At 59.0% G+C, this 22840-nt stretch carries 17 protein-coding genes and 1 riboswitch; of the genes, 10 read left to right on the top strand and 7 right to left on the bottom strand.

Translation table 11 applies throughout. The annotated features are described in order from the left end of the window. The first annotated feature begins 201 nt into the window (after positions 1-201). From AK821_RS14815 to AK821_RS14795, 5 genes are all read left to right on the top strand, one after another. A complete protein-coding gene (locus AK821_RS14815) occupies positions 202-2028 on the top strand; it encodes a S1 family peptidase (protein WP_064390361.1) in 1827 nt (608 codons plus the stop codon). Further along, a complete protein-coding gene (locus tag AK821_RS14810) occupies positions 2025-5093 on the top strand; it encodes an ATP-binding protein (protein WP_064390360.1) in 3069 nt (1022 codons plus the stop codon). Before AK821_RS14815 ends, AK821_RS14810 begins: the two co-directional genes overlap by 4 nt. Before the next feature lie 16 nt (positions 5094-5109). After that, complete coding sequence (locus AK821_RS14805) at positions 5110-7107, top strand: DNA/RNA non-specific endonuclease (protein ID WP_064390359.1); 1998 nt, start codon at positions 5110-5112, stop codon at positions 7105-7107. A gap of 16 nt (positions 7108-7123) precedes the next feature. Then, positions 7124-9079, top strand: coding sequence for a patatin-like phospholipase family protein (locus AK821_RS14800; RefSeq protein ID WP_082355446.1), 1956 nt, complete (start codon positions 7124-7126; stop codon positions 9077-9079). A 72-nt stretch (positions 9080-9151) separates the two neighbouring features. Continuing rightward, positions 9152-9643, top strand: a complete 492-nt coding sequence (locus AK821_RS14795) for an SLATT domain-containing protein (RefSeq protein WP_064390358.1) — start codon at positions 9152-9154, stop codon at positions 9641-9643. A gap of 24 nt (positions 9644-9667) precedes the next feature. Here AK821_RS14795 and AK821_RS14790 read toward each other — a convergent pair whose 3' ends face one another. Genes AK821_RS14790 through AK821_RS14775 form a run of 4 tightly spaced genes read right to left on the bottom strand, consistent with a single transcriptional unit; the run spans position 9668 to position 13132 of the window. Then, entirely contained in the window at positions 9668-9868 is a 201-nt protein-coding gene (locus AK821_RS14790) for a PLDc N-terminal domain-containing protein (protein ID WP_064390357.1), read from the bottom strand. A 50-nt stretch (positions 9869-9918) separates the two neighbouring features. After that, positions 9919-10839 carry an ABC transporter substrate-binding protein gene (locus AK821_RS14785; RefSeq protein ID WP_064390356.1) on the bottom strand — a complete coding sequence of 307 codons (921 nt, stop codon included), beginning with the start codon at positions 10837-10839 and terminating at the stop codon, positions 9919-9921. After that, on the bottom strand, positions 10836-11195 hold the full coding sequence (locus AK821_RS14780; RefSeq protein ID WP_064390355.1) for a (2Fe-2S) ferredoxin domain-containing protein: 360 nt from the start codon (positions 11193-11195) through the stop codon (positions 10836-10838). Before AK821_RS14780 ends, AK821_RS14785 begins: the two co-directional genes overlap by 4 nt. Then, a complete protein-coding gene (locus tag AK821_RS14775; RefSeq protein ID WP_064390354.1) occupies positions 11195-13132 on the bottom strand; it encodes a TonB-dependent receptor plug domain-containing protein in 1938 nt (645 codons plus the stop codon). Before AK821_RS14775 ends, AK821_RS14780 begins: the two co-directional genes overlap by 1 nt. A 92-nt stretch (positions 13133-13224) precedes the next feature. Then, positions 13225-13430, bottom strand: a riboswitch (cobalamin riboswitch). A gap of 166 nt (positions 13431-13596) precedes the next feature. Here AK821_RS14775 and AK821_RS14770 point away from each other — a divergent pair. The 3 genes from AK821_RS14770 (at position 13597) to AK821_RS14760 (ending at position 19157) form a co-directional block, all read left to right on the top strand. Then, positions 13597-17421, top strand: a complete 3825-nt coding sequence (locus AK821_RS14770; protein ID WP_064390353.1) for an autotransporter outer membrane beta-barrel domain-containing protein — start codon at positions 13597-13599, stop codon at positions 17419-17421. Between the two features lie 115 nt (positions 17422-17536). Then, a complete protein-coding gene (locus AK821_RS14765) occupies positions 17537-18664 on the top strand; it encodes a saccharopine dehydrogenase family protein (protein ID WP_064390352.1) in 1128 nt (375 codons plus the stop codon). A gap of 1 nt (position 18665) precedes the next feature. After that, positions 18666-19157 carry a DUF2269 family protein gene (locus tag AK821_RS14760; RefSeq protein ID WP_064390351.1) on the top strand — a complete coding sequence of 164 codons (492 nt, stop codon included), beginning with the start codon at positions 18666-18668 and terminating at the stop codon, positions 19155-19157. Here the strand turns inward: AK821_RS14760 and AK821_RS14755 are convergent. After that, a complete protein-coding gene (locus AK821_RS14755; RefSeq protein WP_064390350.1) occupies positions 19141-19608 on the bottom strand; it encodes a thiol-disulfide oxidoreductase DCC family protein in 468 nt (155 codons plus the stop codon). The genes AK821_RS14760 and AK821_RS14755 overlap by 17 nt on opposite strands. A 274-nt stretch (positions 19609-19882) precedes the next feature. On the opposite strand from AK821_RS14755, the gene AK821_RS14750 reads away from it, so the two are divergent. Both AK821_RS14750 and AK821_RS14745 read left to right on the top strand, forming a co-directional pair. After that, on the top strand, positions 19883-20632 hold the full coding sequence (locus tag AK821_RS14750) for a hypothetical protein (RefSeq protein ID WP_064390349.1): 750 nt from the start codon (positions 19883-19885) through the stop codon (positions 20630-20632). Between the two features lie 331 nt (positions 20633-20963). After that, a complete protein-coding gene (locus tag AK821_RS14745) occupies positions 20964-21449 on the top strand; it encodes a hypothetical protein (RefSeq protein WP_064390348.1) in 486 nt (161 codons plus the stop codon). 134 nt (positions 21450-21583) lie between these two features. On the opposite strand, the gene AK821_RS14740 is transcribed toward AK821_RS14745, so the two are convergent. Further along, entirely contained in the window at positions 21584-21970 is a 387-nt protein-coding gene (locus AK821_RS14740; RefSeq protein WP_064390347.1) for a hypothetical protein, read from the bottom strand. 170 nt (positions 21971-22140) lie between these two features. Then, positions 22141-22503: a DUF6124 family protein gene (locus AK821_RS14735; protein ID WP_064390346.1), complete on the bottom strand. Its 363-nt coding sequence runs from the start codon at positions 22501-22503 to the stop codon at positions 22141-22143. Between the last annotated feature and the right edge of the window lie 337 nt (positions 22504-22840).

Raw genomic sequence — 22840 nt, 5'->3', positions numbered from 1 at the left:
TCAGTTATTTTTTGGCGGGTGCGATTTCATTGTGCTATTACCATAGGACCTCATCCGCAGTGCCCTTTGGTAAAGACGCCTACGCAAGTATCAGCGCCGCAGTAGGGAAGGATCCGAGAAACACTGGACCAGGGCCTCGCCGTAGTCTTGCGTCTCCCTCTGTCTTGATTGCTTTCCTGTGCGCTGGAGGCTAGACGTGAGATGCCTGTCCCGGATGATGTTGCAGATCAGCTGAATTTTGACGCTGAAGATCTTGAGCGAATCTTCAATGACCCTGCCGCCTATGCCCAGGCTGTCGAGGTGTTGGCGCAGATGCGGCTGGGGCGAGACGATACCCCAAGCGCTGACGGTCTGAATGCCGGTGCCGATGGCGTCGATGTAGATCGGGCCAGCAACTGGATCGAAGTGCTCAAGCTCAAGGATTGTCTTTCCTCGTTCCTGTTGGGGCTACGCGGGCGAGGTGTCTGGCCTGCACCAGCCGTTGATCCTCCCGTAGACCCCGACGATTCTGCAACGTCATTCGATACTAAAAAGTTAGGTGATTTTCTAGTCCGGCTGGAATCCTTTCGATGCACGATCCGCGTTCAAGGGAATGTGAAAGGCTCCGGCATTCTGGTCGGACCAAGTTCGGTTCTGACCGCCTGGCATGTCATCGCCAAGGCGGGGCAAAAGCCCGAGCAGGAGTTGTTATCGAAAATCGATGTGGTGCTTGCAGACGGGCGCAAGATCGACGTTGCATTGTTGTCGGCCTCATCGCCTTGTGGTGAGGTGGAGTGGCCTCCAGTGGGTGGCCGCGCACCCAAAAATGACAGCGAAGTCGAACATGCGCACGATATTGCGCTGTTGCGTCTGAAAAAGCCGGCCGGCATTCATCTGACTTACGCGAACCTTGCCGCACCGCCCTATGCGTTCAAGGGGACTCCCGATGTAATGTTGGTTTCCTACCCAGAAGGCCAGTGGGATGGTATTGAGTTCGCCAGACTGCAACGGCTGCGTAATTTGACGGCGCGCTGGGGCTATAGCACGCGCACAAACAAGACAGGCTCTTCGGGCGGTGGTTGCTTCGACAACCAATTCGCTTTGACAGGTATACATCAAGGACGGGCGCAAGGCCTTGGCCGGCTGATCCCATTGATTCGTTTCCATGAGCACGTCAAAGAGGCCATCGCCAACGACGAACTGCCCCCAATGCTCTGGTCGCTTGACGGCACCCCGCAGAGCAATTTGATTGTCGGGCGCGACGACTTTTTCATTGGCTACCAGACCGCCATGCGCGGGTCGCCACGCGCCAGAGGGTTATGGATTCGCCGGGTCGATCTAGTCAATGATCTGTCCGGTTTGCCTTTCACCTTCCTGATGCTCGAAAGCCTCGTGGCACGCAGCCCGAGCACTCGTCTGATCCGCATCAGTTTCGATGCGATTGTCCATGACCTGCCGAATGAAATCGCCCGCCGCGCAACCGACGCCGGGCTGAGCGTCCAGCCGCCGACGCCCCAGGCTGGCGCAGGCATCGACCAGACCGAGCCTGAGGCGATGATCGCTGATCGTGCCCGGCGCGTGGCGCAATCACTCAATGAACGTGCGCATGAGCAGGGCATTCGCCTTTGGGTCTTCTTCGATCACCCGGCGGTCATGTTCGGCGATGAGCCCCGGTGGGCGTTGACCGCCTTCGTCGATCAGGCTATGCGCCTGGAAAACCTGAGGATTGCCCTCGCAGGTTTTGAAGCCGTGCAGATGCCCGGTGCGCAGTTCGAGTTTCCCGGCGACGCCCTCGGTGAGGGGCCGCCCGGGCTGATGACCGAGTATCTGTCACACGTTAATGCCAAAGATCTCTTGAGCCTTATCGATACCGCAACTCGCGACTTGAGACGCCCCATCAGCAGGGAGTTCGCCGAGGAATGGGTGGAGGAGGCACTGGAGGGGCTTGTCCCTGTCAACGGACAGTACGGCAGCACTTTGCGCACCACGATTGCCGAACGGTTGCAGAAACGCCTGCAAAAACTTTGCAAAAAAGGACCTCGGCCATGAATTCCACCAAGGAGAAGGATGCCTTGCTGTTTGCTGCGCTGTCCGGGCCTTTCAAGCCAGGCCAGGCACTGACGACGCTAAAAGCTGCGAGCGGGCCTGGGGAGTTCGCGATGGCGGCGACCCGTTTGGCTGACTTTTGCGATACCCGACCCGCCGATGCAGAAGGCTTCTGGCTCATTCGCACACCAGCTCGCCACGCACTTCTCGAAGCCTTGAGCGAGCCGGCATTGGTCGCGGGCGTGGCGAAACGGCGTCGTTTGGAGACTGATCAACAAACCCGGGACCTTCTCGCCGTACTGCTGGACGAGCCGCCGCTGTCACGCGCACAGATTGAGGAAACTCTGCAAACGGCGCGTGAACGGGAGGCATTCGAGCGCATCATTCTTGCGCTTGATCGAGCAGGGGCACGTGCGCCGAGCCACGATCTGCTGGCACAGGCACACGCGGCGCTGGTCAGGTTGGACCGGGAAAAGAAAATGGCGCAGGTTGCCGAGCGCGGATTTTTCGGCCGAGAAATGGAGTATGCGCGAGTCGCCGCATGGCTGGACTTTCCTGCGTTGGCGCCGCCTGCGAGTTGTCTGTTTCTGAGTGGGGCACCGGGTATTGGCAAGTCGACGCTGTTGGCGGAGTCGGTTCGGCGCACTTACGCGCAGCAGCGGCCGTTGATCTTGCGGCTTGATTTTGACCGCGCCGGGCTCGATGTCCAGGATTTACTGGGCCTGACCATGGAGGCCACGCGACAGCTCGCAGACCAGATGGATAGCGGCATCAAGGAGTTGCAAGACGCTCGACTCAAGGCCGGCGAAGTGTTCGACAAGGAAAAGGCCAGCCATTCGACCCATCGTCATGCGCTGCCAACCACCCTTGTCCGCCGGTTGGGCGCGGCGGTCGCCTCATCACGGCGCCCGGTGCTGGTGGTTCTCGATACGTTGGAGGTGCTGCGCAGTCGCGGCGAAACCCATCCGGTCAGACTGTTCGATTGGCTCGACAGTCTGCTGGAGCACGGCGTGAAGCCAATGCACGTACTGGCGGCGGGGCGCGGTGACGCGCTCGACAGTGTGCAGCGCATAGCAGACAAACTGTCGAATAGCCGTCCCCGACACCTTGAGCATTTCGAACTGATGGGGCTGGATCACCCTGCGGCCAGTGAGTTTCTGTTCAAGCTCGGTGCACCGCAGCGCTACTGGCGTGAATTACTTGAACTGGCCCAAGGCAATCCGCTCAAGCTGCGCTTGGGGGCTGAAATCGCCAAGCGTACCGGCGACAAACGCTTGCCAAGGCGTAAACGCGGCGAAGAGATCAGCTCGGCGTTCCTCTACAGATTGCTCCTGTCGCGTATCGACGACCCGCTGCTCAAACGGCTGGCCCACCCGGGCCTGATCGTCAGGCGTATCAATGCCCAAGTGATTCGCGAAGTTCTGGCACCGGCATTGGGCCTTGGCAAGCTGACCATTGAGCACGCGGAAAAGCTCTGGGAACAATTGGCGACGCAGCACTGGCTGGTCGAGCCCGATCCCGGCGCACCGGGGTTTCTCAAACATCGCAGCGATATGCGCGCATTGTTGCTGCCTCTGCTTTACAGCTCCAGCGCGGTCAAATCGGCACGAGTGGATGCGGCGGCGCTGCGCTGGTTTGCCAAGCTCGATCAGCCTTGGGCTCAGGTTGAAACGGTGTATCACCAACTGCAACTGACTCGCGTGGGAAATACGCTGCCGAGCGTGCCCAGTCAAATTGCCGCGCAGTTTGATGAACAGACGCTGGAAGAGTTGCCCCGCCCGGTGGCTGACGGCTTGCGCGTCATTCGCGGCGAGCGCACCAGCGAGTTGCGTGGAGACTGGTCGACCGGTTCACCGGGTCGCGAGGCGGTGATCGTGCGTGAAAGCCTGACGATACTCAAACGTCAGGACTGGGTGGAGGGCGCATATCTGGCGCGCAGCATTGTCAGTGAGGGCGACCTGGATGTTCGCTCACCGGCGGCAGACGCGGTGCGCATGCTGCTTTGGCGATCGGGGCAGTGGGCTGAGGCGAAGCGCTGGCTGGCGGAGCGCGATCGCTTCACCGACTCAGACGCTGACGTTTATGAGTTGCCAGAAGAACTGGCATTGGTTCGGCTGGAAATGCGTGCCGAATTCAGCCCGGATCGGCTGCGTCAGCGCTGGCGGGAATGGCAGCCTGGCATAGAACGCCTCGCCCAGGCTGCGGATTCGGCGAGTGACGACTGTGCTCATCTTGGGGCGCTGGCGTTGTTGATGGACAATCTGTCCACGCCTTGCGAGTTCACTTATCGGCAAAAACGCAATGGTAATTTCGCCGCAGCAGCTCGCAATGTCTGGCTTGACGGTTCGGGCGACAGAGCAGCCGGGGCGGTCGATTTCGGTTATCAGCGCATGGCTCGCTTCATCCCGCAGAACTCTACACAGAATGCATTCGAGACCGGCCGGGTACTCGCCACACTGACGCCGTATGCGTCTTTCGCCAAAAACCTGATGGTAATACCGCAGAATCGCGAGTTACTCGGTGCCGCCGAGCGTTTTGCCGATATGGTCGGCCGGGCTGGCGGGCTGATTGAACAGTGGCCACCAGAACCTGTACGGATGAACTCCAACGACCCTTTGGGGACGTTGACCGACATAGGTCTTTTTGCCGACTGGGCACAGGCCAGTGCATTTGTCGGCCGCGACGAAAACCTCTTGCTGATTGGCCGCGCCGCCGAGCGCTGGCGACGAACCATGGCCGGTAATTGGTCGATCGGGCGGCGTTTTGGCCGTTGGGAGCAGCGCCCGTTGCTGGATAACACCGTCGAGACGCGCTTGCGTTTCCTGCTCGGTTCGAAAAATCCTTTGCAACAGGCCCAGGAGCAGCTGCGGGTGTGGGATGAAAGCATGCCCTCTGCTGCGCTGTGGTCGTTGTTACGCAAACGGATCAATGCACCATTGGCTGTGCAAAAAGGCCAGTCTGCGGATCCGGAATTACCTCGCGTTATTACCCGTCAATTGCTGTCGCGCGCAATCCCCGCACTATTCGCGCCTGCACTGACAGTTTTGATCCTGCACGGTGAACTGTGAAACAGGGGAGGTTGGCATGACGAACGAAGAGCGGATAAACAACTTGAAAGCGAAGCTGACGCCAGAGATGGAAGCGGCGGTTCAAGAAGCTTTCAATAGCGGCCGGCTACCGGAATCGCTATGGGGCGGATTCTCCGACGCGAGTCTTGAGTCCATAAAAGCCGGTGGTGGCCTTGAGCCGATACTGGGGCAGGGTACCCCGGGTAATTTCGAGGCGATAATCAAACTGGTCGGGCGCCCATCAATGTTGGTCAGTAATGACCGCGTGGAGCTGCAACCTTTGCCGAGATTGCCGCCGCAAACCTCCACCTTGATCCGTGGTGTCGAGCAGTGGATTCCCTCGGTGGGTCGCATCGAGTTTCGCAATCATCATATGGCTTGGGGCGGTACAGGCTGGGTGGTAGAGCATTCCGGGGCGGGCACGCTGGTCGTGACTAATCGTCATGTTGCCAAACTGGTCGCCCTCCGTAACGCGGATGGCACCGGGGTGTTCCTGCGCAACACATCCGGCATACGCATGGGCGCCGCCATCGATTTTCGCGAAGAAGTCCACAGCCAGGTCGGCGACAAAAGCCGTACTGTAGCGCTGACCAAGGTTCAGTATCTGGCCGACGATGCCTCCGCCGACGTCGCCTTGCTGTTGATCGAGGCGGCAGACTTTGCCTTGCCTACCCCCATGCAACTGATTGAAGACACTGAGTCTGTTCAAATAAACGATCTGGTCGCATTGATCGGCTATCCGGCCTACGACTCACGCAATAACGCCGATGCACAAGCGAACTACTTCGGCCAACTCTATGAGGTCAAGCGCTTCGCTCCGGGTTTGATCATGCAGCCGCCAGGCGCCAATCAGGTACTGTCCTATGACTGCACAAGCCTGGGCGGCAACTCCGGTTCGCCGGTGATCCGCCTGAGCGACGGCAAGGTTGTCGGCTTGCATTTCAGCGGGGCTTACCTGCAGGAGAACAGTGCGGTTCCAGCGGCGCGGATACTGGAACTGGTACGGGGTCTGCGTCCGGTTTCCGTGCAGTTGCAGGCGCAGGCGCACACGACTGCACTGGTTGAAGCCGCCGATGGCAGCCACAACGCCGCCTGGTTCAGTCAACGAAAAGGCTTCGATACAGCCTTTCTGAAAACTGCTGAGACAACGCAGACGGTCAAAACCCCTTGGCCCGTATTGAGCGCAGATCTGGAGCTTTCTCTTGCCGTGCCAAGTGACACCCCCGAGCAACCCAATGAGCTGCGCTACACCCATTTCGGCGTCAAGTATTCAGCCACCCACAAACTGCCATTGATCACTGCCGTGAACATCGATGGCGCGGCAGCCGTGCGGATCAAGCGGGGTACCGACAAGTGGTTTGCCGACGAGCGAATTCCCCGGGACATTCAACTCGGGGCGCAAAACTTCCAGGACGAAGAGATCGACCGCGGCCACATGGTTCGACGTGAAGACCCGAACTGGGGCAGCCAGCAGGAAGCCGAACAGGCCAACTTCGACACCTTTCACTACGTCAATGCCGCCGCGCAACACTCGCGGTTGAACCAGGGCAAGGCACTCTGGCAGGGTCTGGAAAACTACATTCTCGACAGCGCACGCACCCATGGTTTCAAGGCCTGCGTGTTTACCGGTCCGATCCTGCGCAAGCAAGGCTCAGAAGAGATTGAAGTATGTATTGACGGCGCCATTGCGCCGCTGGAGTTCTGGAAACTGGTCGCGACCCTCGATGCTGAGGGCAAAGCGTTGCACACCACGGCCTACGTTCTGAGTCAGGGCCAGTTGTTACGCGATCTTCTGGAGAAACGCTCCCGGCACGAGGCGGTGGAAGGAATCGAACTGGGTCCTTACCGCACATTCCAGGTGGCGATTGTCGATTTGGCAGAGGCGACGGGTTATGACTTCAGTGCCTATGTCGCCAGTGACCCGTTGACCGGCATTCAGGCCGGACAGGAAGCCGTTGCCCACGGCGAGCCAGTGTTCATGCAACTCGCCGAGCTGAGCGAAATCATTCTTTGAAGGGTAAGGGAGCGAGATGCCTGAGTTAAATCAAGCTGTCGACAGCGAAGCCATTGACCCGCAAAGTCAGCCGCCGCAGCCATTTGCAACCGAGTGCGATCTGGTGATGAAAGGAGGCATCACCAGCGGCATCGTCTACCCATTGGCGATCAAGGAACTGTCCAGCGCGTTCCGGCTGCGCTCCATTGGCGGTACCAGCGCAGGCGCCATTGCTGCAGCTGCTGCGGCGGCGGCAGAACTGGGGCGACAGCGCTTCGAGGCCGGGCTGGTAGCCGCCGACCCCGAGGGTTTCGTCAAACTGGCCAAACTGCCTGGGTACCTGGGTTCGCCGTCTGCGGACGGGCGGGGCACAAAACTCTCAGCGCTGTTCAAACCGTTGCCGGCGCTGCGATCAATCTTCGATGTATTGATGGCCTGTGTGTCTGATCAGCAGCCCGGCGCACGTATCCTGGCGGTGCTGGCGACGTTGCTGCGTCGTCATTGGTTGGCCGCAGGACTGGCGCTGATCGTGGGAACGCTGCCCCTGTGGTTCAGCGCATCGAGTTGGGCTGTGGCGCTCTGGCTTTTGGGCTTCAGCGCTTTGCTGGGGGCGGGCACCCTGTTCTGGCGATCCGCCCGACTGCTTTTTCAGGAACTGCCGGGCAATGGCTTCGGCCTCTGCTCGGGCATGCCCGAAAACGACGATCCGCAGCAAGATGAAGCGCTGACCCAGTGGCTGAGCGGCTACATCGATGATCTGGCCGGCCAGGCACAGGCGTTTCCCGGGCAACAGAAACCACTGACCTTCTCTGATCTCCAGGCACATGGCATCGACCTGCAGATGATGACCACTTGTCTGACGTTGGGCAGGCCTTTTCGACTGCCATTCGATGATGACGAGAACGTGCGCGAGAACAAACAGTTCATGTTCAGGCGCTCCGAGTTCGCCAAGTTATTCCCGGCACACGTCGTCACCTGGATGGTCGCCAACGCTCGGCCGCCAGCCGAAGATCAACGGCGCACGGACGCTGCCCCGGCAGATGTCGACGATCTGTTCAATTTGCCAGAGCCGGGTGATCTCCCAGTCATTCTGGCCGCGCGCATGAGCCTCAGTTTTCCGTTGTTGCTCAGCGCGGTTCCGTTGTACTGCATCGATTACCGCAAGAAGCTTCAGACGCAGCAGTACGTTGCCCCTGAGCGTTGCTGGTTTACCGACGGTGGAGTGGGCTCGAACTTCCCCATTCATTTCTTCGACAAGCCACTGCCGACTCGACCGACCTTCGGTCTTGACCTCGGCGTGGCCGACTCGGCAAGCGATCAGCGGGTCGTGTTCGCGCAGGATAACGGCGGTGCACGGCTGACCTACTGGCGCCGTTTTACCGAAGGAGGCGGGGCGGGATCGATCATCGGATTTTTGTCCGCTGCGCTCAGTGTGGCCAAGGACTGGAATCATGAAACCCTTTCACACCTGCCGGGTTTTCGTGACCGTATCGGCCTTGTTCGGCTGACCGCCGACGAAGGCGGGCTGAACCTCGCCATGCCGCAGAGCCGCATCTTGCAACTGAGTGAATATGGCGCGACCGCCGGGCGCGAGTTTGTGGCCCGCTTCGGCGCGCCTGGTAAAACCCTTGAAATGAACTGGGAAAACCATCAACTGATCCGTTTGCGGCTGCTGCTCGCATCGCTTGGCGAACAATTGCAGCATCTGGACAAAGGGCTGCAAGTGACAGCCGGCACGACGGGCGATTACAGCAGGTTCTTCAGCCAGCCTGTCGGCCCGCAATCCTATCGCTTCACGGGTCTTGGCCAATGGTCAGCGGACCCCGCGACAGGCTTGTATGGCAGTCAGGCAGGATTGGCCAAGTGGACGCTCGAGCAACTGCTGTCGGTGCCGCGCATGGCTGCGGCAAGCCAACAGACAACGCCCGGTACCCGCCTGGACAAGCGTGTACCCAAACCCCTGCCGGAGTTGAAGTTGCGCCCACGAATATGACCTGATCCGACCTGCAACCGATTGCCGCAAGCGCCGGTTTCTTCTTCGCAACGCACGTAGAGGATTGCACCGATGGGCCAGCTTGAACTGCTTGAAAAATGGCGCCGCATGGCTGTAAGGCTGCAGATTGAACACGAGGTCAGTGCGCGGGATTTCGAGCGAGTCAGCTGGAAACTGGGTATTCCCTGTGTTGCGCTTTCGGCAGTGGTGAGCGCCAGTGTGTTCAGTTCGATCAATGACCAATCGCTGGTCTGGCTGCGTTATCTGGCGGGATTTGTCTCGATCCTGACCTTGGTGCTGAGCTCGGTGCAAACCTTCCTGAATTTCGAGACGCGAGCCTCGGCGCATCAGGATACGGCGGAAAAACTGGGAGCGCTGGCGAGGGAAATTCAGGAGCAACTGGCCTCTGGCAGCCCAGAAGGCTCGCTGGCTGCCGTGGTGACCGATATGCGTAAACGCCTGGATACCATTTTGGCGGACGCACCCACTCTGCCCAAGTCGACGATTCGTCGACTTGGCGAGGGGATCACTGACCCCGACAAGCAAATGCCGGCCACGGTCTAAACGTTATCGAAGTTGCGGCGCAGGTCACGTTGCACGCTGGCTGACATGCTTGGGCCCCGCCAATGCCCAGGCAATCAAGCCGAACAACGGCACAAACACGATCAACACAATCCACACGCCTTTATTGCTCGATTTCCCCTCGCTCTTGCGCACCCGATTGATGGCCCAGAGTTCGATTAGCAGAAGAACTGCCGCCAGTACGATCCACACGGTTTCGATTTGCATTGGCTACCTCCTGATGGTCTGTTCGTTAGGTGGCGCGTGGTACGGCGGGGTCATTTTTTTTTTTTTAATGCGTTGAGTTGGCGGGCCAGATCCAAAGCGACGCGGCCGCTGTTGAAGGTCGGCAGCAGGTGAGTGAAGGGGATTTCGAGGATGCGCTTCTCGCGCACCGCGCGCAGTTGTGACAGCACCGGGTCGTGGTTCAACAGGTAGCGTTTGCGGCGGGCGGGAGACCATTCGGCATCGGCGAGCAGGATCACGTCCGGGTCGCTGGCCAGCAGGGTTTCGCGGTTGACGGTGACTCGGTACAGGTCGATGTCGGCGAACACATTGCGTGCGCCGGCGGCGGCCAGCAGCGGCGTGACGAAGCCGCGCTGGCCTTCGCTGTCGAGGCCTTTGACTTCGCTGTCGAGATAGAACACTGACAGCGGTTTACCTGTGCCGGTCAAGGTACGGGCGCTGGCGAGGTCGGCTGCCATGGACTCGATCAACGCCTGGGCTTTTTGCTGTCGGTGCAGCAGCTTGCCCAGCGTCAGCAAGTCATTGCGCACATGCGCGAAGTAATCCAGCGAATGCCCGTTGCAGGCCGATTCCAGCAGATACGAACCGACGCCATTGCGCGCCAGTCCCGAGCGTGAGGTCACCCCGTCGCCGAATGCCGTGGCAAATCCACCGATCACCAGATCCGGTTTCTGTGCGTAAAGCACTTCGCTGGCCGGGTATTGCCGCGCGATCACCGGTACGCCGAAGTACTCGGATGGCAGTTGCCCGGCATCGGTGTCATCCAGATAGGCTACGCCGACCAGTGCTGGCCCGGCACCCAGTGCCAGCACGAGATCTGCCGCATGCTGATTGAGCGCGACGATGCGTGAGGGCGCAGCGGCGCGCCAGTCCTCGCCGCAATTGCGATAAAGCTCGGCGAGCGCCGGTGTCGTGCAGAGCAGAGCACCCAACAACAGCCACAACCGGCTCATGTCCGCGCCTTGATCAACAGATCCGCGACCACCTCACCGCCCACCAAATGCCCCTCGACCAGCCGCTGTACATCTTCCTTGCTGTGCACGCCATACCAGCAGCGCTCCGGATACACCGTCACGATTGGCCCCTGATTGCACGGAAACTGGCAGTGCGTGCGTGTCAGCAAGACCCCGCCCGGCGTCTCGATGCGATCATGCGCGAACAAATGCCGGCGCAGGGTTTTCCATAACTGCAAGGCGCCACGCTGGGTGCAGCGCGGGCCGGTGCAGAGGAACACATGGCGCGCGTGCTCGGGCACGTGCGACCAGTCCGGGTGCGTGTCGACGCCGTCGACGGTTTTGATCTCACTCATCAGAAGCGGTACGTGTAGCGCACTTCGGAGGTGAACGGCCGGCCGAGGTTATTGACGTTGCTCGAACGGCTGGTGACGTAATCGCGATCAAAGAGGTTTTCCACCAGCAGGCTCACGCGGTGCTGGTGGGCGTTGTCGAGGTAGCGATAGGCGTCGGCGTCGACCACTGAATAGTTGCCGTACTCGACCTGCTTCGAGCTCTTGATGTCGCGAATGTAGCGGATCGCAGCGCCGGCACCCCACAAACGGTTTTCCGCTTCATAGCCGACCCGCGAACGGGCGAAGAAGCTCGGAATATCGTTGATGGTCACACCGGTGCGCGACTCGGTGAGGTTGCGGGTCATGTCTGCTTGCAGGCTCCACTGCTCGTTGAGCGCGAGCTTGGCGTCGGCCTCGAAACCGCGCATCTGGATCGTGCCTTCGCCGTTGACCCACTGAATGTCATCGAGGGTGATCAGATCGTCGATCTTGCGTTTGAACAGGGTCACGCTGGCGCTGAATTCACGATCCAGCAGGAAGCCTTTGTAGTCGACACCCAGTTCGGCGTTGCGGCTTTTTTCCGGTTTCAGGTTGCGATTGCCGATCTCGTCGCCCGGCTCGTTGACGAACAGTTGCTCGGCGTTCGGCAATTTGTAGGCGCTGCCGTATTGACCGCGCACCGACCAGTTGTCGTTGAGGTCATACAGCGAAGTGAGCATGCCGACCGTGGCGCTGTCACCGCCGCCCATGGCTTCGTGGCGTACACCGATGCTCGGGTGCCAGTCGGGCAGGGCGTCGATCTGCGGGCGCAGTTGCGTGTAGAGCGCGTGGGCTTCGGCCTTATCGTTGTCGATGATCAGCACATCGTCCTGGCCCTTGAACCACTGGTTGTCGCTGCCGAACACCAGTACATGGCCGCCGGGCAGTTCAGCCTTGCCTTCTGCCTGCACGCCCCAATCGGTGAAGCCCCAATAGTCGTTGTGGTTGATGACTTTGGTACCGCCGCCCTCGACGTTGTTAACGCGGGTGTAGCGCGTGTCCCAGTCGTTGATATGGCCTTTGACGAAGTAGCTCAGACGCTCATTGATGGTCTGCTCGAAAGTCGCCGTGGCGATCTGCTGTACGCGATCGTTGGTGGTTGTGTGGTTGTCCACCGGGCGGGCGAAGTCGAGGTTGGCGTCGGCGTATTGGTAGAACAGCTCCAGCCTCGCGTCATCGCCGAACGACTGAATCGCCTTGCCGCCAAACGTGGTGACTTCGTAGGCGCGGTTTTTCTCACTGACGTTTTTCATGTCGCGATTGCGATACGGCTGATAACCGTCGGAGACGTTGTGGCTGACATACGCCAACAACCCGAGATCGCCGAAACCGTTAGTGAAGATATTTTCGACCCGCGCATCTTCGGTGGTGCCGCCGAAGCTGTCGACGCCCAGGTTGACCTCGCCGGAGGCTTTGCGCAATTGCGGGCTGCGGGTGACGATGTTGATCACGCCGGAAACGGCCTGAGTGCCGAACAACAGACTCTGGCCACCCTTGAGCACTTCGATGCGTTCGATGGCGTTAGCCGGCAGGGTGTCCAGATAGAGGCCACCGTACAAGCGATTGTTCAGGCGCACGCCATCGAGCAGGATCAGCGTGTCGTCGTTGCGCCCGCCCAGCAGCGAATAAGTGCCGTAGTCGAACGGTCCGTTTTTCGGCGCCACATACAAGCCGGGAATGAACATCTGCATCACGCGGCTGACATCGGCACTGGGCCCGGCGCGTTCAATCTGTTCGCGGGTGACGATCTCGACCTTGCTGCCGAACTTGGCCATGTCAGCAACCGTAGTGGACTCCACCGACGGTGCGGAAACGATTTGCTGATTGAGTTCCAGTGGCGCGTCATCCGCCAGCAGCAGAGGGCTGAACAGGCAGCCAAACAAGAGGGTTGGAGCAGAAGTGTTGAAAGGTCGAATCATTGTCTTCTCGAAAAGGATCTTCGCAGAAGAGCATGCAGGAGAAGGCATCGCGCACAGCCAATACCGGCCCATGCCCGCCCACCGCAGGATTTTGCCAAACGAAATTTCAGGCCGGTCTCCGGGCTCGCGCGTATCGAGGCTTTCACCTTCCCATGGCCGTGCGGCCACAGTGGTGTATCGAAAGCATCACGCGCATACCGTTGCGGGGGCAGCACCGGACTTGTTCGAAAAGAACGTACCGGTTTCCCGTTTCACCCCATGCACGGCGGCATGGGACACCTGAAACTGGGCGGCATCTGAACATTCGACAGACCGTTCGTCAACTTGCCAATCCAGGTCCTCGACCCGCGAATTACCAACTTTGGAAATAACTACTAAGGTCTATAGCGGTCATCACAACGCAATATTGCGCGGCGTCGACAGGCGTGAGGGATACGCCAGGCACGCTGAACAGGGAGGTTTTCATGCACGGTGCCAGCGGCCCATCTCATGGCGGACACGTCCCGCATTTCATGCGCAATGCTTTACTGGTCGCCATGGCCAACACCCTGATGCTCGCAGATGTTCAGGCCGCGTGCGGGCCCTTGGCGGCGGGAGCCTACAACGTCTCGCAAACCTGCTTGCCTGCCTCCGGTGTCGATGCGTCGATCAACACTCAGACGGGCACCACCATTACCACCACCGCCGGTTCCTCGCTGAACAGTCGTGGCAACAATGCCAACACCACGCTGACACTCAGCGGCACCACGGTGGACAGCACGCCACCCACGGCCGCCAACGCAGTGTTTGCCAATGTCATCGGCACCACCGGCAACGCCAGCCTGAGCGTCAATGGCGCCACCAACACGGTCAATGTCGGTGGCAGTGGCCTCGACGCACTGGCAATAACCAATGCTGGCGCCGGGTCGTCGACGTTCTCGGTGAGTTCCGGTACCACGCTGAACATCCTCAACACCGTGGTCGGCAATGAGCACGACGGCATCGACATCAATGCCAGCGGTGGCGGGGCGATCAACCTCAATCATCAGGGCAACGGCCAGATCACTTTGCTTGGCGGCAACGGCATCTGGACCAAAGCCACGGGCAGCGGCGAGACCAACGTTAGTGTCGGGAGTGGCGTGAGCATTCTGGTCAATAACGATGATGCACTGTCGGCCGGGCTTCCGATCATCGACGACACTTTGCCCACCGCTGGTATTGGTAACCATGCCGGTGTCCACACCCGGGCGGTGAATGGCAACACCACACTGATCAACGCGGCGAACGTGCAGAGCATCGGCATGAACGCTTTCGGCTTGTTCACCGAAGGTGGCAATGGCATTACCCGCCTCACCAACAGCGGGACGCTGAGCACCAGCGGCCTCAACGGTTTTGGCATTCGTTCTTTTTCCACCCTCGGCAGCATCGCCATCGTCAACAACGGCGCGATCACCACCACCGGCGGCGCCGCGCACGGCATCTATGCCAACGACAACGTCGGCGGCAGCGGTTCGATCAGCATCGAGAACAATGCCGCCATCAACGTTGGCAGCACGGCCAATACCGCCGGTTCGCGGGCGATCTATGTGATCAAGCGCGGCACCGGTGATGTCTCGATCACCGGTAGCGGCAATATCAACGTCCTCGGCGACATCAACACCACCCGGGCCTACGCGATCATTGTCAGCGCCGAAAACAACAATGTGCTGATCGATTACTCGGGCGACCTGTTCGCCAGCGGTTTCGGCGCGGGCGGCATTCGGGTCGACTCGACCGGGGGGAATGTTCAGGTCAACTATCGCGGCGACCGTATCGAAACCCTGCACAGCAACGCCAACGGCATCTATGCCTCGACGCAGTCGCCGACGGGCACGGTCAACGTCAATTCCGCCGGCACGATCATCACCCACTCGAACGCCGGTTCGGGCGACGGCACGGGCATTGGCTCCTTTGGTATCCAGGCGCTGACGCTGGGCGGCGACGTGGGTGTCGTGTTCAATGGCCCGCTGATCGACGTCAACGGCCAGGGCGCGGCGATTCTGGCCGGTAATGCCTTCAACTCGGGCAGCGGGCTGGGCACGTTGAGCGTCAACAACAGTGGGGAATTGATCGCACGCGGCGATCAACAGCGCGGCATCCGTACGCTGTCGGTTACTGGCGCGCAGAGCGTGGTCAACAGCGGCTCGATCCAGACACTCGGCGCCAACAACAGTCAGGGCATTCTCGCCGAGGCCTCGGGTGCGGCCAGTGTTTCGGTGAGCAATAGCGGCGCGATCACCACCCAAGGCACAGGGGCGTCGGCGATTGACGCATTGACCGAAGGAGGCAGCGCCAACGTCATCAACACGGCCACCATTCAGGGCGGGCGGGGCGACAGCCGCGGTGTCGGCCTCGGTGGTGCGAGCCAGACACTGAACAACTCTGGCGTGATCAGCGCGCTCAGCGATGTCGCCGTACGCGCCGATGCGACCACACCGGGCACGACGTTTGCGCTCAACAACAGCGGGCAAATGACTGGCGCCGTGAATGCCGTCAGCGCGGCCAGTTCAGTGGCCAACAGCGGCACCTGGACGCTGCGCAATTTTACTGACAGCAGCGGCAGTGGTACTCGCGATACCTGGGGCGTTGCCGTCAGTGATCTCGGCGCATCGGGCGCCAACAGCATCGACAACAGCGGTGTGATTCGTCTGGCGGCGCAACCGGCGACGGGCATCGTCAACTTCAACGCCAGCGGCGCCTATCTGCCTTTGGGGCAAACGGCCAATAGCCCAACGCTGGGCGGTGCCGTGCAGGGGCAGTTGCTCGGTGTAAACCGATTCACCCATAGCGGCACGCTCGACCTTGCCGCCGGCAGCAACACGGTCGGCAATGGGTTGCCGATCCGCGGGGCCAACCCCGCCGGCACCGAGGGCGGCGGGGTGTTCGTGTCCAATGGCGGCAGGCTGCTGCTTAACACCACGTTGAATGGCGGCGGCGCGAACAGTCTCTCCGACATGCTGGTGGTGGATTCGACGACCACCGCCAGTGGCCGCACCACCGGCGTGATCGTGAGCAACGTCGGCGGGCAGGGCGAGCTGACTCAGGGCAACGGCATTGCGGTGGTCGAACTGCTCAATAAATCCGAAGCCGCGAGTGACGCCAATGCGTTTCAACTGGCCCGGCGGGTGGTCGCCGGCCCCTACGAATATCGCCTGCAACAAGGTGCCGAGGATGGCAGCGGCAAGGACACCTGGTATCTGCGTTCGGACGCCGTGCCTCCGGACGGTCCTCCCGGTCCTGATCCTGATCCCGTTCCATCCCCGGTGCCGAATTACCGCCCGGAAGTATCGCTGTACGGCGCCGTTCCGGCGCTGGCCCTGGTTTACGGCCGGACGATGGGCGACACTCTTCACGAGCGGGTCGGCGAGGAGCGACTGAATCGCGGTGATCCGTTGCCCAAGGAAGACGAATCCACCTTGGCGCCGGCGATGGGCTGGGGGCGGGTGATCTACCGCAGCGGCAAACAGGACGGCGACCGCAAAAATGCCTTGGGCAACACGCCCGAATACAACTATGACCTGACGGCTTTCCAGGTCGGCACCGACCTCTACCGCAAGGACCGGCCTGACGGCAGTCATGAGCAGGCCGGGCTGTCGTTGTCCGCCGGCACCATCGATGCAGGCGTCAGCCACTACACCCGGCGCGCCGCCGGCGAAGACACCGCGCGCGCTTACGGCCTCGGCGCGTATTGGACGCGCTTCGGCCCCTCCGGCTGGTATCTGGACGGCGTATTGCAGCTCAACCGCTTCGACATCGAAGCCAAACCCAACGACCTGGCCAAACTGAAAACCCGTGGCTGGGGCTACACCGCGTCGCTGGAAAACGGCTACCCGTTTGAAGTCGACAAGGACTGGTACATCGAGCCGCAATTGCAGGCGATCTACAGCTACGTCGATCTGGACAGCAGCGATGACGTCGGCGCGAAGATTCGCTTCAAGGACGTGGATTCTTTGATCGGCCGCGCCGGTGTGCGTATCGCCAAGGACTGGGACACCGAGGGCGTCGATAAAACTGCACGGCGCACCAATGCGTGGATCCGGCCGAGTGTCTGGCATGAGTTCAAGGGGCAGCCGAAGACCGAGTTTTCTTCCGAGTCGGGATACATCCCGTTCGAGTCAGACCTGCAGGGCACGTGGGGCGAGGTCAATGTGGGGGTGGACTACCAGGCCAATCAGCGCACCACGTTTACCGCTTCGGCGGGTTATCGGCAGGGGTTCGATGGAGACAGTCATGGGTATGACGCGATGTTGGGGTTCAAGATCAATTTCTAGCGCACTCGGGTACACCGCATAACCCTGCAGGCGAAGGCCTGTAGTGGATGGCTTGCTGACGTTCATCCCTATATCCTGCACGCCTGTTTGATGGATTGATTTAGGGAAGAATTGCATGCCGTTCAGGGTGATGGTGGTCGGTGGTTACGGAAACTTTGGCAGCATTGTGTGCCGGCATCTGGCGCTGATGCCGGACATCGGCCTGGTGCTTTCGGGCCGTGATCCGCGCAAGTTGCAGCGCAAAGTCGATGAACTGAATGGTCAATCGGTCAATGTCTGCGAAGGCTGGTGCGGCGATGCCATGGGCAGCGAGTTCAAAGCCGCATTGCGCACGCTGAACGTTCAGTTGGTCGTGCATACCGGCGGGCCGTTTCAGGGACAATCCTATGCCGTTGCGCAGAGTTGCATCGACGCTGGCGTGAACTACTGCGATCTGGCGGACTGCCGCACTTTCGTCAACGGCATCGACGTTCTCGACACACGGGCGAAGCAGGCCGGTGTGGCCATCCTCAGCGGTTGCAGCTCGGTGCCGACGCTGTCCTCCGCCATCATCGATGAACAGCGCCAGCGTTTTTCACGCATCGACTCGATCGAACACGGCATTTCTTCGTCAGCGAAAATGCCCGGGCTGTCGACAATCGAAGGCGTACTGGCTTACGCCGGCAAACCGATCAAGCAACTGAAAAACGGTAAGGTGCACGAAGTGTCCGGCTGGCTGGACCTGACCTTGCGCAAAATGCCGCAGATGGGCACGCGGCTGCTGGCCAACGTCGATGTGCCGGACATGGATATTTTCGCCGGTCGTTATGGTGCGCAGACCCTGAAGTTCAAGGCAGGCGCCGGGCTAAAACTCGGCGGCATCGCCAACGGTCTGCTGGCCCAGGCGCTGAAAATCGGACTGGTGCGCGACCATGCTTTGTGGGCTGCAAGATTGCATCGATTAGGCACGCGCTTCGAGCGTTTCGGCGATGGCAAAAGCGCGATGTACATCGACGTGCTGGGCCTTGGTGTTGACGGCAAACCGCTGTCGATGACCGCGCAACTCACTGCAATGAATGACAAGGGCCCGGAAATCCCCAGCTGCGCCGCCGTAGCCCTGGCGATGAAAATGACCCAAGGCTACGTGCCGTCACCCGGCGCCCGACCGTGCGTGGGCGAAATCAGCGTCGCCGAGTACATGGCCGCGATCAACGATCCGGTCAACCTGAGCCTGGCCGTGAACTTCTCGGACGGGCAGCGCTGACATGCTCTATCTGTGCCTGAAGTACCTGCACATCATCGCCGCGATTTTCCTGTTCGGCTTCGGCATGGGCTCCTACCTCTACTTGATTGCCGCCAGCCGCACACGCAACCCGCAAGTGATTGCCCACGTCGCACGCATGGTCGTGGGCTTCGACACGTGGATCACCACGCCGGCCGGGTTCGTGCAGATCATCACGGGTTATCTGTTGATGCGACTTTCCGGGCTGAGCATGAGCACCGAGTGGGTGCTGACGTCGTTGATCATTTTCCTCTGCGTCGGCTCCCTGTGGCTGCCGGTGTTGCTGTTGCAGAAGCGGCTGTGCGTGATGGCATCAAGTGCGAGCGAGGCGGGGGCGGGGGTTGATGAACAATATCAATTGGGTTACCGCAAATGGGTCTGGATGGGGGTGCTCGGATTTGCCGGAATGTTTGTCATCGTGCTGATGATGGTGACGAAGATGACCCCGGTGCAGTTGTTCAGCTTTCTGCTGTAGGCGCCGTTGCTTTGAGGAAGCGCTGTTCATGGTCAGGCGTGGGCAGCAGGCAGGTGTCGTATTTGCCGAACAGGCGATAGCGGTTCAGCGCAATGCGGTCGTAAGCCCAGTCGCGCAGGCCCCGGGGGAAGATGCGCAGCAGTCGCAACGGCTGCCAGCGGGCGGGCAATTGGCTGATGATTTCGAAGAAAGCGTTAGAACGTTCCCAGTAGTGGCGGGCGCGGAGGGCCGCCATGGTGTCGAATTGATCAATTGGCAGACCGGCCCACGCCAGAAACGCCTGGCCTTCGGGAGATTGCACGGCGGCCAGACGTACGCGGCGTTGGTGGTCGTGGCGGATAAGGAACCGCGCCCAGCCATTGCAGAGCTTGCAGACGCCGTCGAACAGGACCACGGATTCGCCGGGGTTGAGGAGCGGGGCGGGGGTTGGGCGGGGGTTTGAACTCGGCATGGGGTTTGTGTTCAAGAGCAATTGTGGTGTCGCAAGCATAGACTTAAGGGAGCCGTTCGTGAATGTCTCCCGCCTCAGCCGACGCTGTGATTAGACAAATAAGTTAAGTCGCTTCTTTCGGTGTTTTGCGCATCACTCATGAGCCTGACTAAAGAATTGAGCTTTGGCGGGCTGAAGGGCAGCCACATCCGGAGCGCGATCTCTATTGAACAGGTTCTTTTTACTCGGAATTAGATGATATCATTGCGCCATACTTCAAGGAGGGTCAGCTTAAATGTGCAAAGCGTTTTTCGTTATTCTTGTAATCGGTACTATCACGGGGCTTACCTATTTACTCAGCAAAAAAAATGGCGGCGATATTCGGGTGGTGTGGTACTTGTCTGCGCTGACCGCAATGATTGTATTTTTTGTAGCCAAGATTGCGATTGGTACAGGCGTTATCGTGGGTGATGAATTTGTTGGTGAATATGGCAAGTTGCTCAGCCACTTTACCGGCATCATGCTCGACTTCAAAAAAGATTTCCTGATTGTGACGTGCATTGCCAGTCTGGTCTTGGTTCCTCAGTTCATTTGTTACCTGCTCAGCGGGCTATCGGGTAATGCGAAACCCCCAATGTTGATGGGTATAGTTTTGTCGTTTTTTTTCTGGGGAATTATCAAGTCGTTGGTCGTTTGCGCCTCGATTCTCATGACCCTATGGGGTTTGTATTTCTTTGGTTATATACCGACGTCAGATGAAACCAGCTGGTTTTTCCTTAAAGCCGGGTTGTCCTTTCTGTTGCTGGCATTCGGCATCATTTCCCTATATCGCGAAGGTGAACAGCTTGCTAATTGGGTAGGTGAGCATGTGCCGAAGTTGAGAGCAATTCATAAATGTTTTACCCGTAACGAGAAAGCTTCGAGCTCTGGAGAGGCGGTCAATGCAGTCGACGTGCTCGAATTGTCTCAGTCACTGATGAGGCTAACGTCCGACATTCACCGGATCGCGCTCAAATACAGAGAGTCTGCAAAAGGCAGCAAGTAATCGTTTGTCGCTTGATTTCGCCTGCCGTGCATCACTGTCTGACCCTGTAGTCGAGGCCAGTGAATCTCAGGGGCAGAGCACTTTCGGGTGGAATGTGGGTGGAATGGGGACCAGGTGGAATGGGGACAGATTTATTTATCAGACTAAAAAAGGGACAGATTTATTTTCAGAGAATAAATCTGTCCGCTTTCTTCGTCCCCTTTCTTCCCGGATAAACATCAACCCGATGGAACTGAGTACTTCGACGGCCAGCTTCTCGAAGCTGTGCAGCGCGCACAGTCGACAGATTAGTCGTCATTGATTCATAACAATCTATTTGTCTGGTACGCATATGGGCATCAACCTACTGACCGAATCCATGCTGGGCCACTGGCGTGCTCCCTCAGGGAACTGGCAATGCGAATTCCAGTTCGGCACTCGATTGATTTACGTCGAACACCACAATGACGAACCACCTCGCGCCAGGCTCGTCGCTGCGCAACGTATGGTCAACGCCGCGTGGGATGATTTGCCCCAAGTATTGAAGTTTGCCGAACAGCACTGCAAAGCAAAGATGCCCGAGCTGATGCGGTTGTATGAAACCCGGATGCCTTGGGAGTCTCCGTTGTTCGTGTACTCGCTCCATTTCGATATCGATAAGCCTTATCCAAGTTATGCTATTTCCAAGAACCCCGACTTCGATTGGGATTGCATCCTCATCGATGAAGATGAATGGTGCCAAGAACACAGTGTTCGCATGGAGCAATATGATCCAGGGGATGATTATTGGGTTTACGTCAGGCGCGTGGGGTATCAGCAATTCGAGCTTGTGGATTAGCTTGGCGATTGACTATGCGAGAGTGTCAGATTCGACCGTCAGCTTTCGGCCAATTGCGGCCCATCAATTAAAGGCGCTTTTGTCCGAAAAGCACCATTCAAAAATATTTGAAGCACGACGCGCAGGCACCGACCTCAAGGACGATGTAGCCCTGTCGCATCCCGCCAGTACATGGTTTGTTCGAACTGAAAGCTAACTAGAAAGAAGGCTGAACACGACTGAGATATTGATTGGGCGACTTTTTCCAAATCTTCCATAGCCGACTCTCCCTCTGGTTCAGGCCCTTTAATTCTGATGGTACAACGCACAGCGACAGGAAAGTCGATACCCATTGTATTCTCAGCATAAATCGTGTGGTCACCGAAGGCGTCATCGGTACTTAATTTAAGTCCTGAGCTAAATTCAGCGTATAGCCCATCTTCTGTTACCTCGACTTTTCGAGCACCAGCATTCTCAAGTGCATTGCTCAATGTCAAAATTGTGAGCGTACTATCAGCTTCCAAACATAGATCAAGACTCATCAATTCTCCCTTTTTCCCGCAGAACACTTGCACCAAATTTCAATGCAACCGTCGCGACAGTGTATTTGACTAGCGGTATGAATGTCCGCTTTTGGCCGAAAGCAGACGCCCAATGCAATCTTGATCCCTTTGTGACAGCAACCCGACTGCCGCCACAAAGGGATGTCCACTCAATCCACCGGCACAACTTTATCCAGTGCTTTATTCACCGCCAGTTCCCCCAGCATCACCACTTGCGCAATCCCCAGCGCAGTTTTGCGGTGGCCTGGGTCCAGGAGGGCGGCGAAGTTGCAGAGCATCTCGGTGGCTGAGCTGAGCGATTCGCTGGCGTTAACGAGCAGGGACTCGCTGTCGTAGTCGGAGTTGGCCAGAAACATGGGAACGTGTTTTTTGTCGCTGCCCATGATGCGCTGGGTTGGCGTCAGGTAGTAGTCGAGGGCGCGTTCGGCGGCTTCGTGGAATTTCCTGGAATCGGGAGCTTCGTACGGGGAGGCCGGATCTGTTTCCGGCGGGTTCGGCGTGATCTTGAACATGTTCTTCTTTTTCCTGTGGTGTGGCCGCCGCACCGAGCTACTAAACAGGGGGGGGCAGCTGTACGCAGGTTAGTAGACCGGGGAAAAGAAGAAAGCCGGCGCGCCCGAGGGCGCCCTACGCACAGCCGCCATCGAGTGCAGGTACGCAAATACCTTCTGATGGACGCTTGAGCACTTTCATTTACCACGGGCTACTAAACCCGATCACTGGGAATCAGTGACGCGAACAAAGTTACCGGTGGCCTTTGAGGCGCACAAGCCGGCGGATTCTGGCGTAGTCGTAGGCAATGGCGCAAGACGTTGTAGCCTCAAGCAAGTAACGCGACGTGTCTTTTAA

It is taken from the genome of Pseudomonas sp. RIT-PI-r (assembly GCF_001297015.1).
Lineage (GTDB): Bacteria > Pseudomonadota > Gammaproteobacteria > Pseudomonadales > Pseudomonadaceae > Aquipseudomonas.
This window is presented reverse-complemented; position numbering and strand designations above follow the sequence as displayed.

Coding starts and splice junctions, on each gene's coding strand:
- AK821_RS14810 (WP_064390360.1), top strand. CDS start 2,025: ATGAATTCCACCAAGGAGAAGGATGCCTTGCTGTTTGCTGCGCTGTCC.
- AK821_RS14735 (WP_064390346.1), bottom strand. CDS start 22,503: ATGTTCAAGATCACGCCGAACCCGCCGGAAACAGATCCGGCCTCCCCG.
- AK821_RS14785 (WP_064390356.1), bottom strand. CDS start 10,839: ATGAGCCGGTTGTGGCTGTTGTTGGGTGCTCTGCTCTGCACGACACCG.
- AK821_RS14755 (WP_064390350.1), bottom strand. CDS start 19,608: ATGCCGAGTTCAAACCCCCGCCCAACCCCCGCCCCGCTCCTCAACCCC.
- AK821_RS14765 (WP_064390352.1), top strand. CDS start 17,537: ATGCCGTTCAGGGTGATGGTGGTCGGTGGTTACGGAAACTTTGGCAGC.
- AK821_RS14800 (WP_082355446.1), top strand. CDS start 7,124: ATGCCTGAGTTAAATCAAGCTGTCGACAGCGAAGCCATTGACCCGCAA.
- AK821_RS14805 (WP_064390359.1), top strand. CDS start 5,110: ATGACGAACGAAGAGCGGATAAACAACTTGAAAGCGAAGCTGACGCCA.
- AK821_RS14745 (WP_064390348.1), top strand. CDS start 20,964: ATGGGCATCAACCTACTGACCGAATCCATGCTGGGCCACTGGCGTGCT.
- AK821_RS14790 (WP_064390357.1), bottom strand. CDS start 9,868: ATGCAAATCGAAACCGTGTGGATCGTACTGGCGGCAGTTCTTCTGCTA.
- AK821_RS14770 (WP_064390353.1), top strand. CDS start 13,597: ATGCACGGTGCCAGCGGCCCATCTCATGGCGGACACGTCCCGCATTTC.
- AK821_RS14740 (WP_064390347.1), bottom strand. CDS start 21,970: ATGAGTCTTGATCTATGTTTGGAAGCTGATAGTACGCTCACAATTTTG.
- AK821_RS14760 (WP_064390351.1), top strand. CDS start 18,666: ATGCTCTATCTGTGCCTGAAGTACCTGCACATCATCGCCGCGATTTTC.
- AK821_RS14750 (WP_064390349.1), top strand. CDS start 19,883: ATGTGCAAAGCGTTTTTCGTTATTCTTGTAATCGGTACTATCACGGGG.
- AK821_RS14780 (WP_064390355.1), bottom strand. CDS start 11,195: ATGAGTGAGATCAAAACCGTCGACGGCGTCGACACGCACCCGGACTGG.
- AK821_RS14795 (WP_064390358.1), top strand. CDS start 9,152: ATGGGCCAGCTTGAACTGCTTGAAAAATGGCGCCGCATGGCTGTAAGG.
- AK821_RS14775 (WP_064390354.1), bottom strand. CDS start 13,132: ATGATTCGACCTTTCAACACTTCTGCTCCAACCCTCTTGTTTGGCTGC.
- AK821_RS14815 (WP_064390361.1), top strand. CDS start 202: ATGCCTGTCCCGGATGATGTTGCAGATCAGCTGAATTTTGACGCTGAA.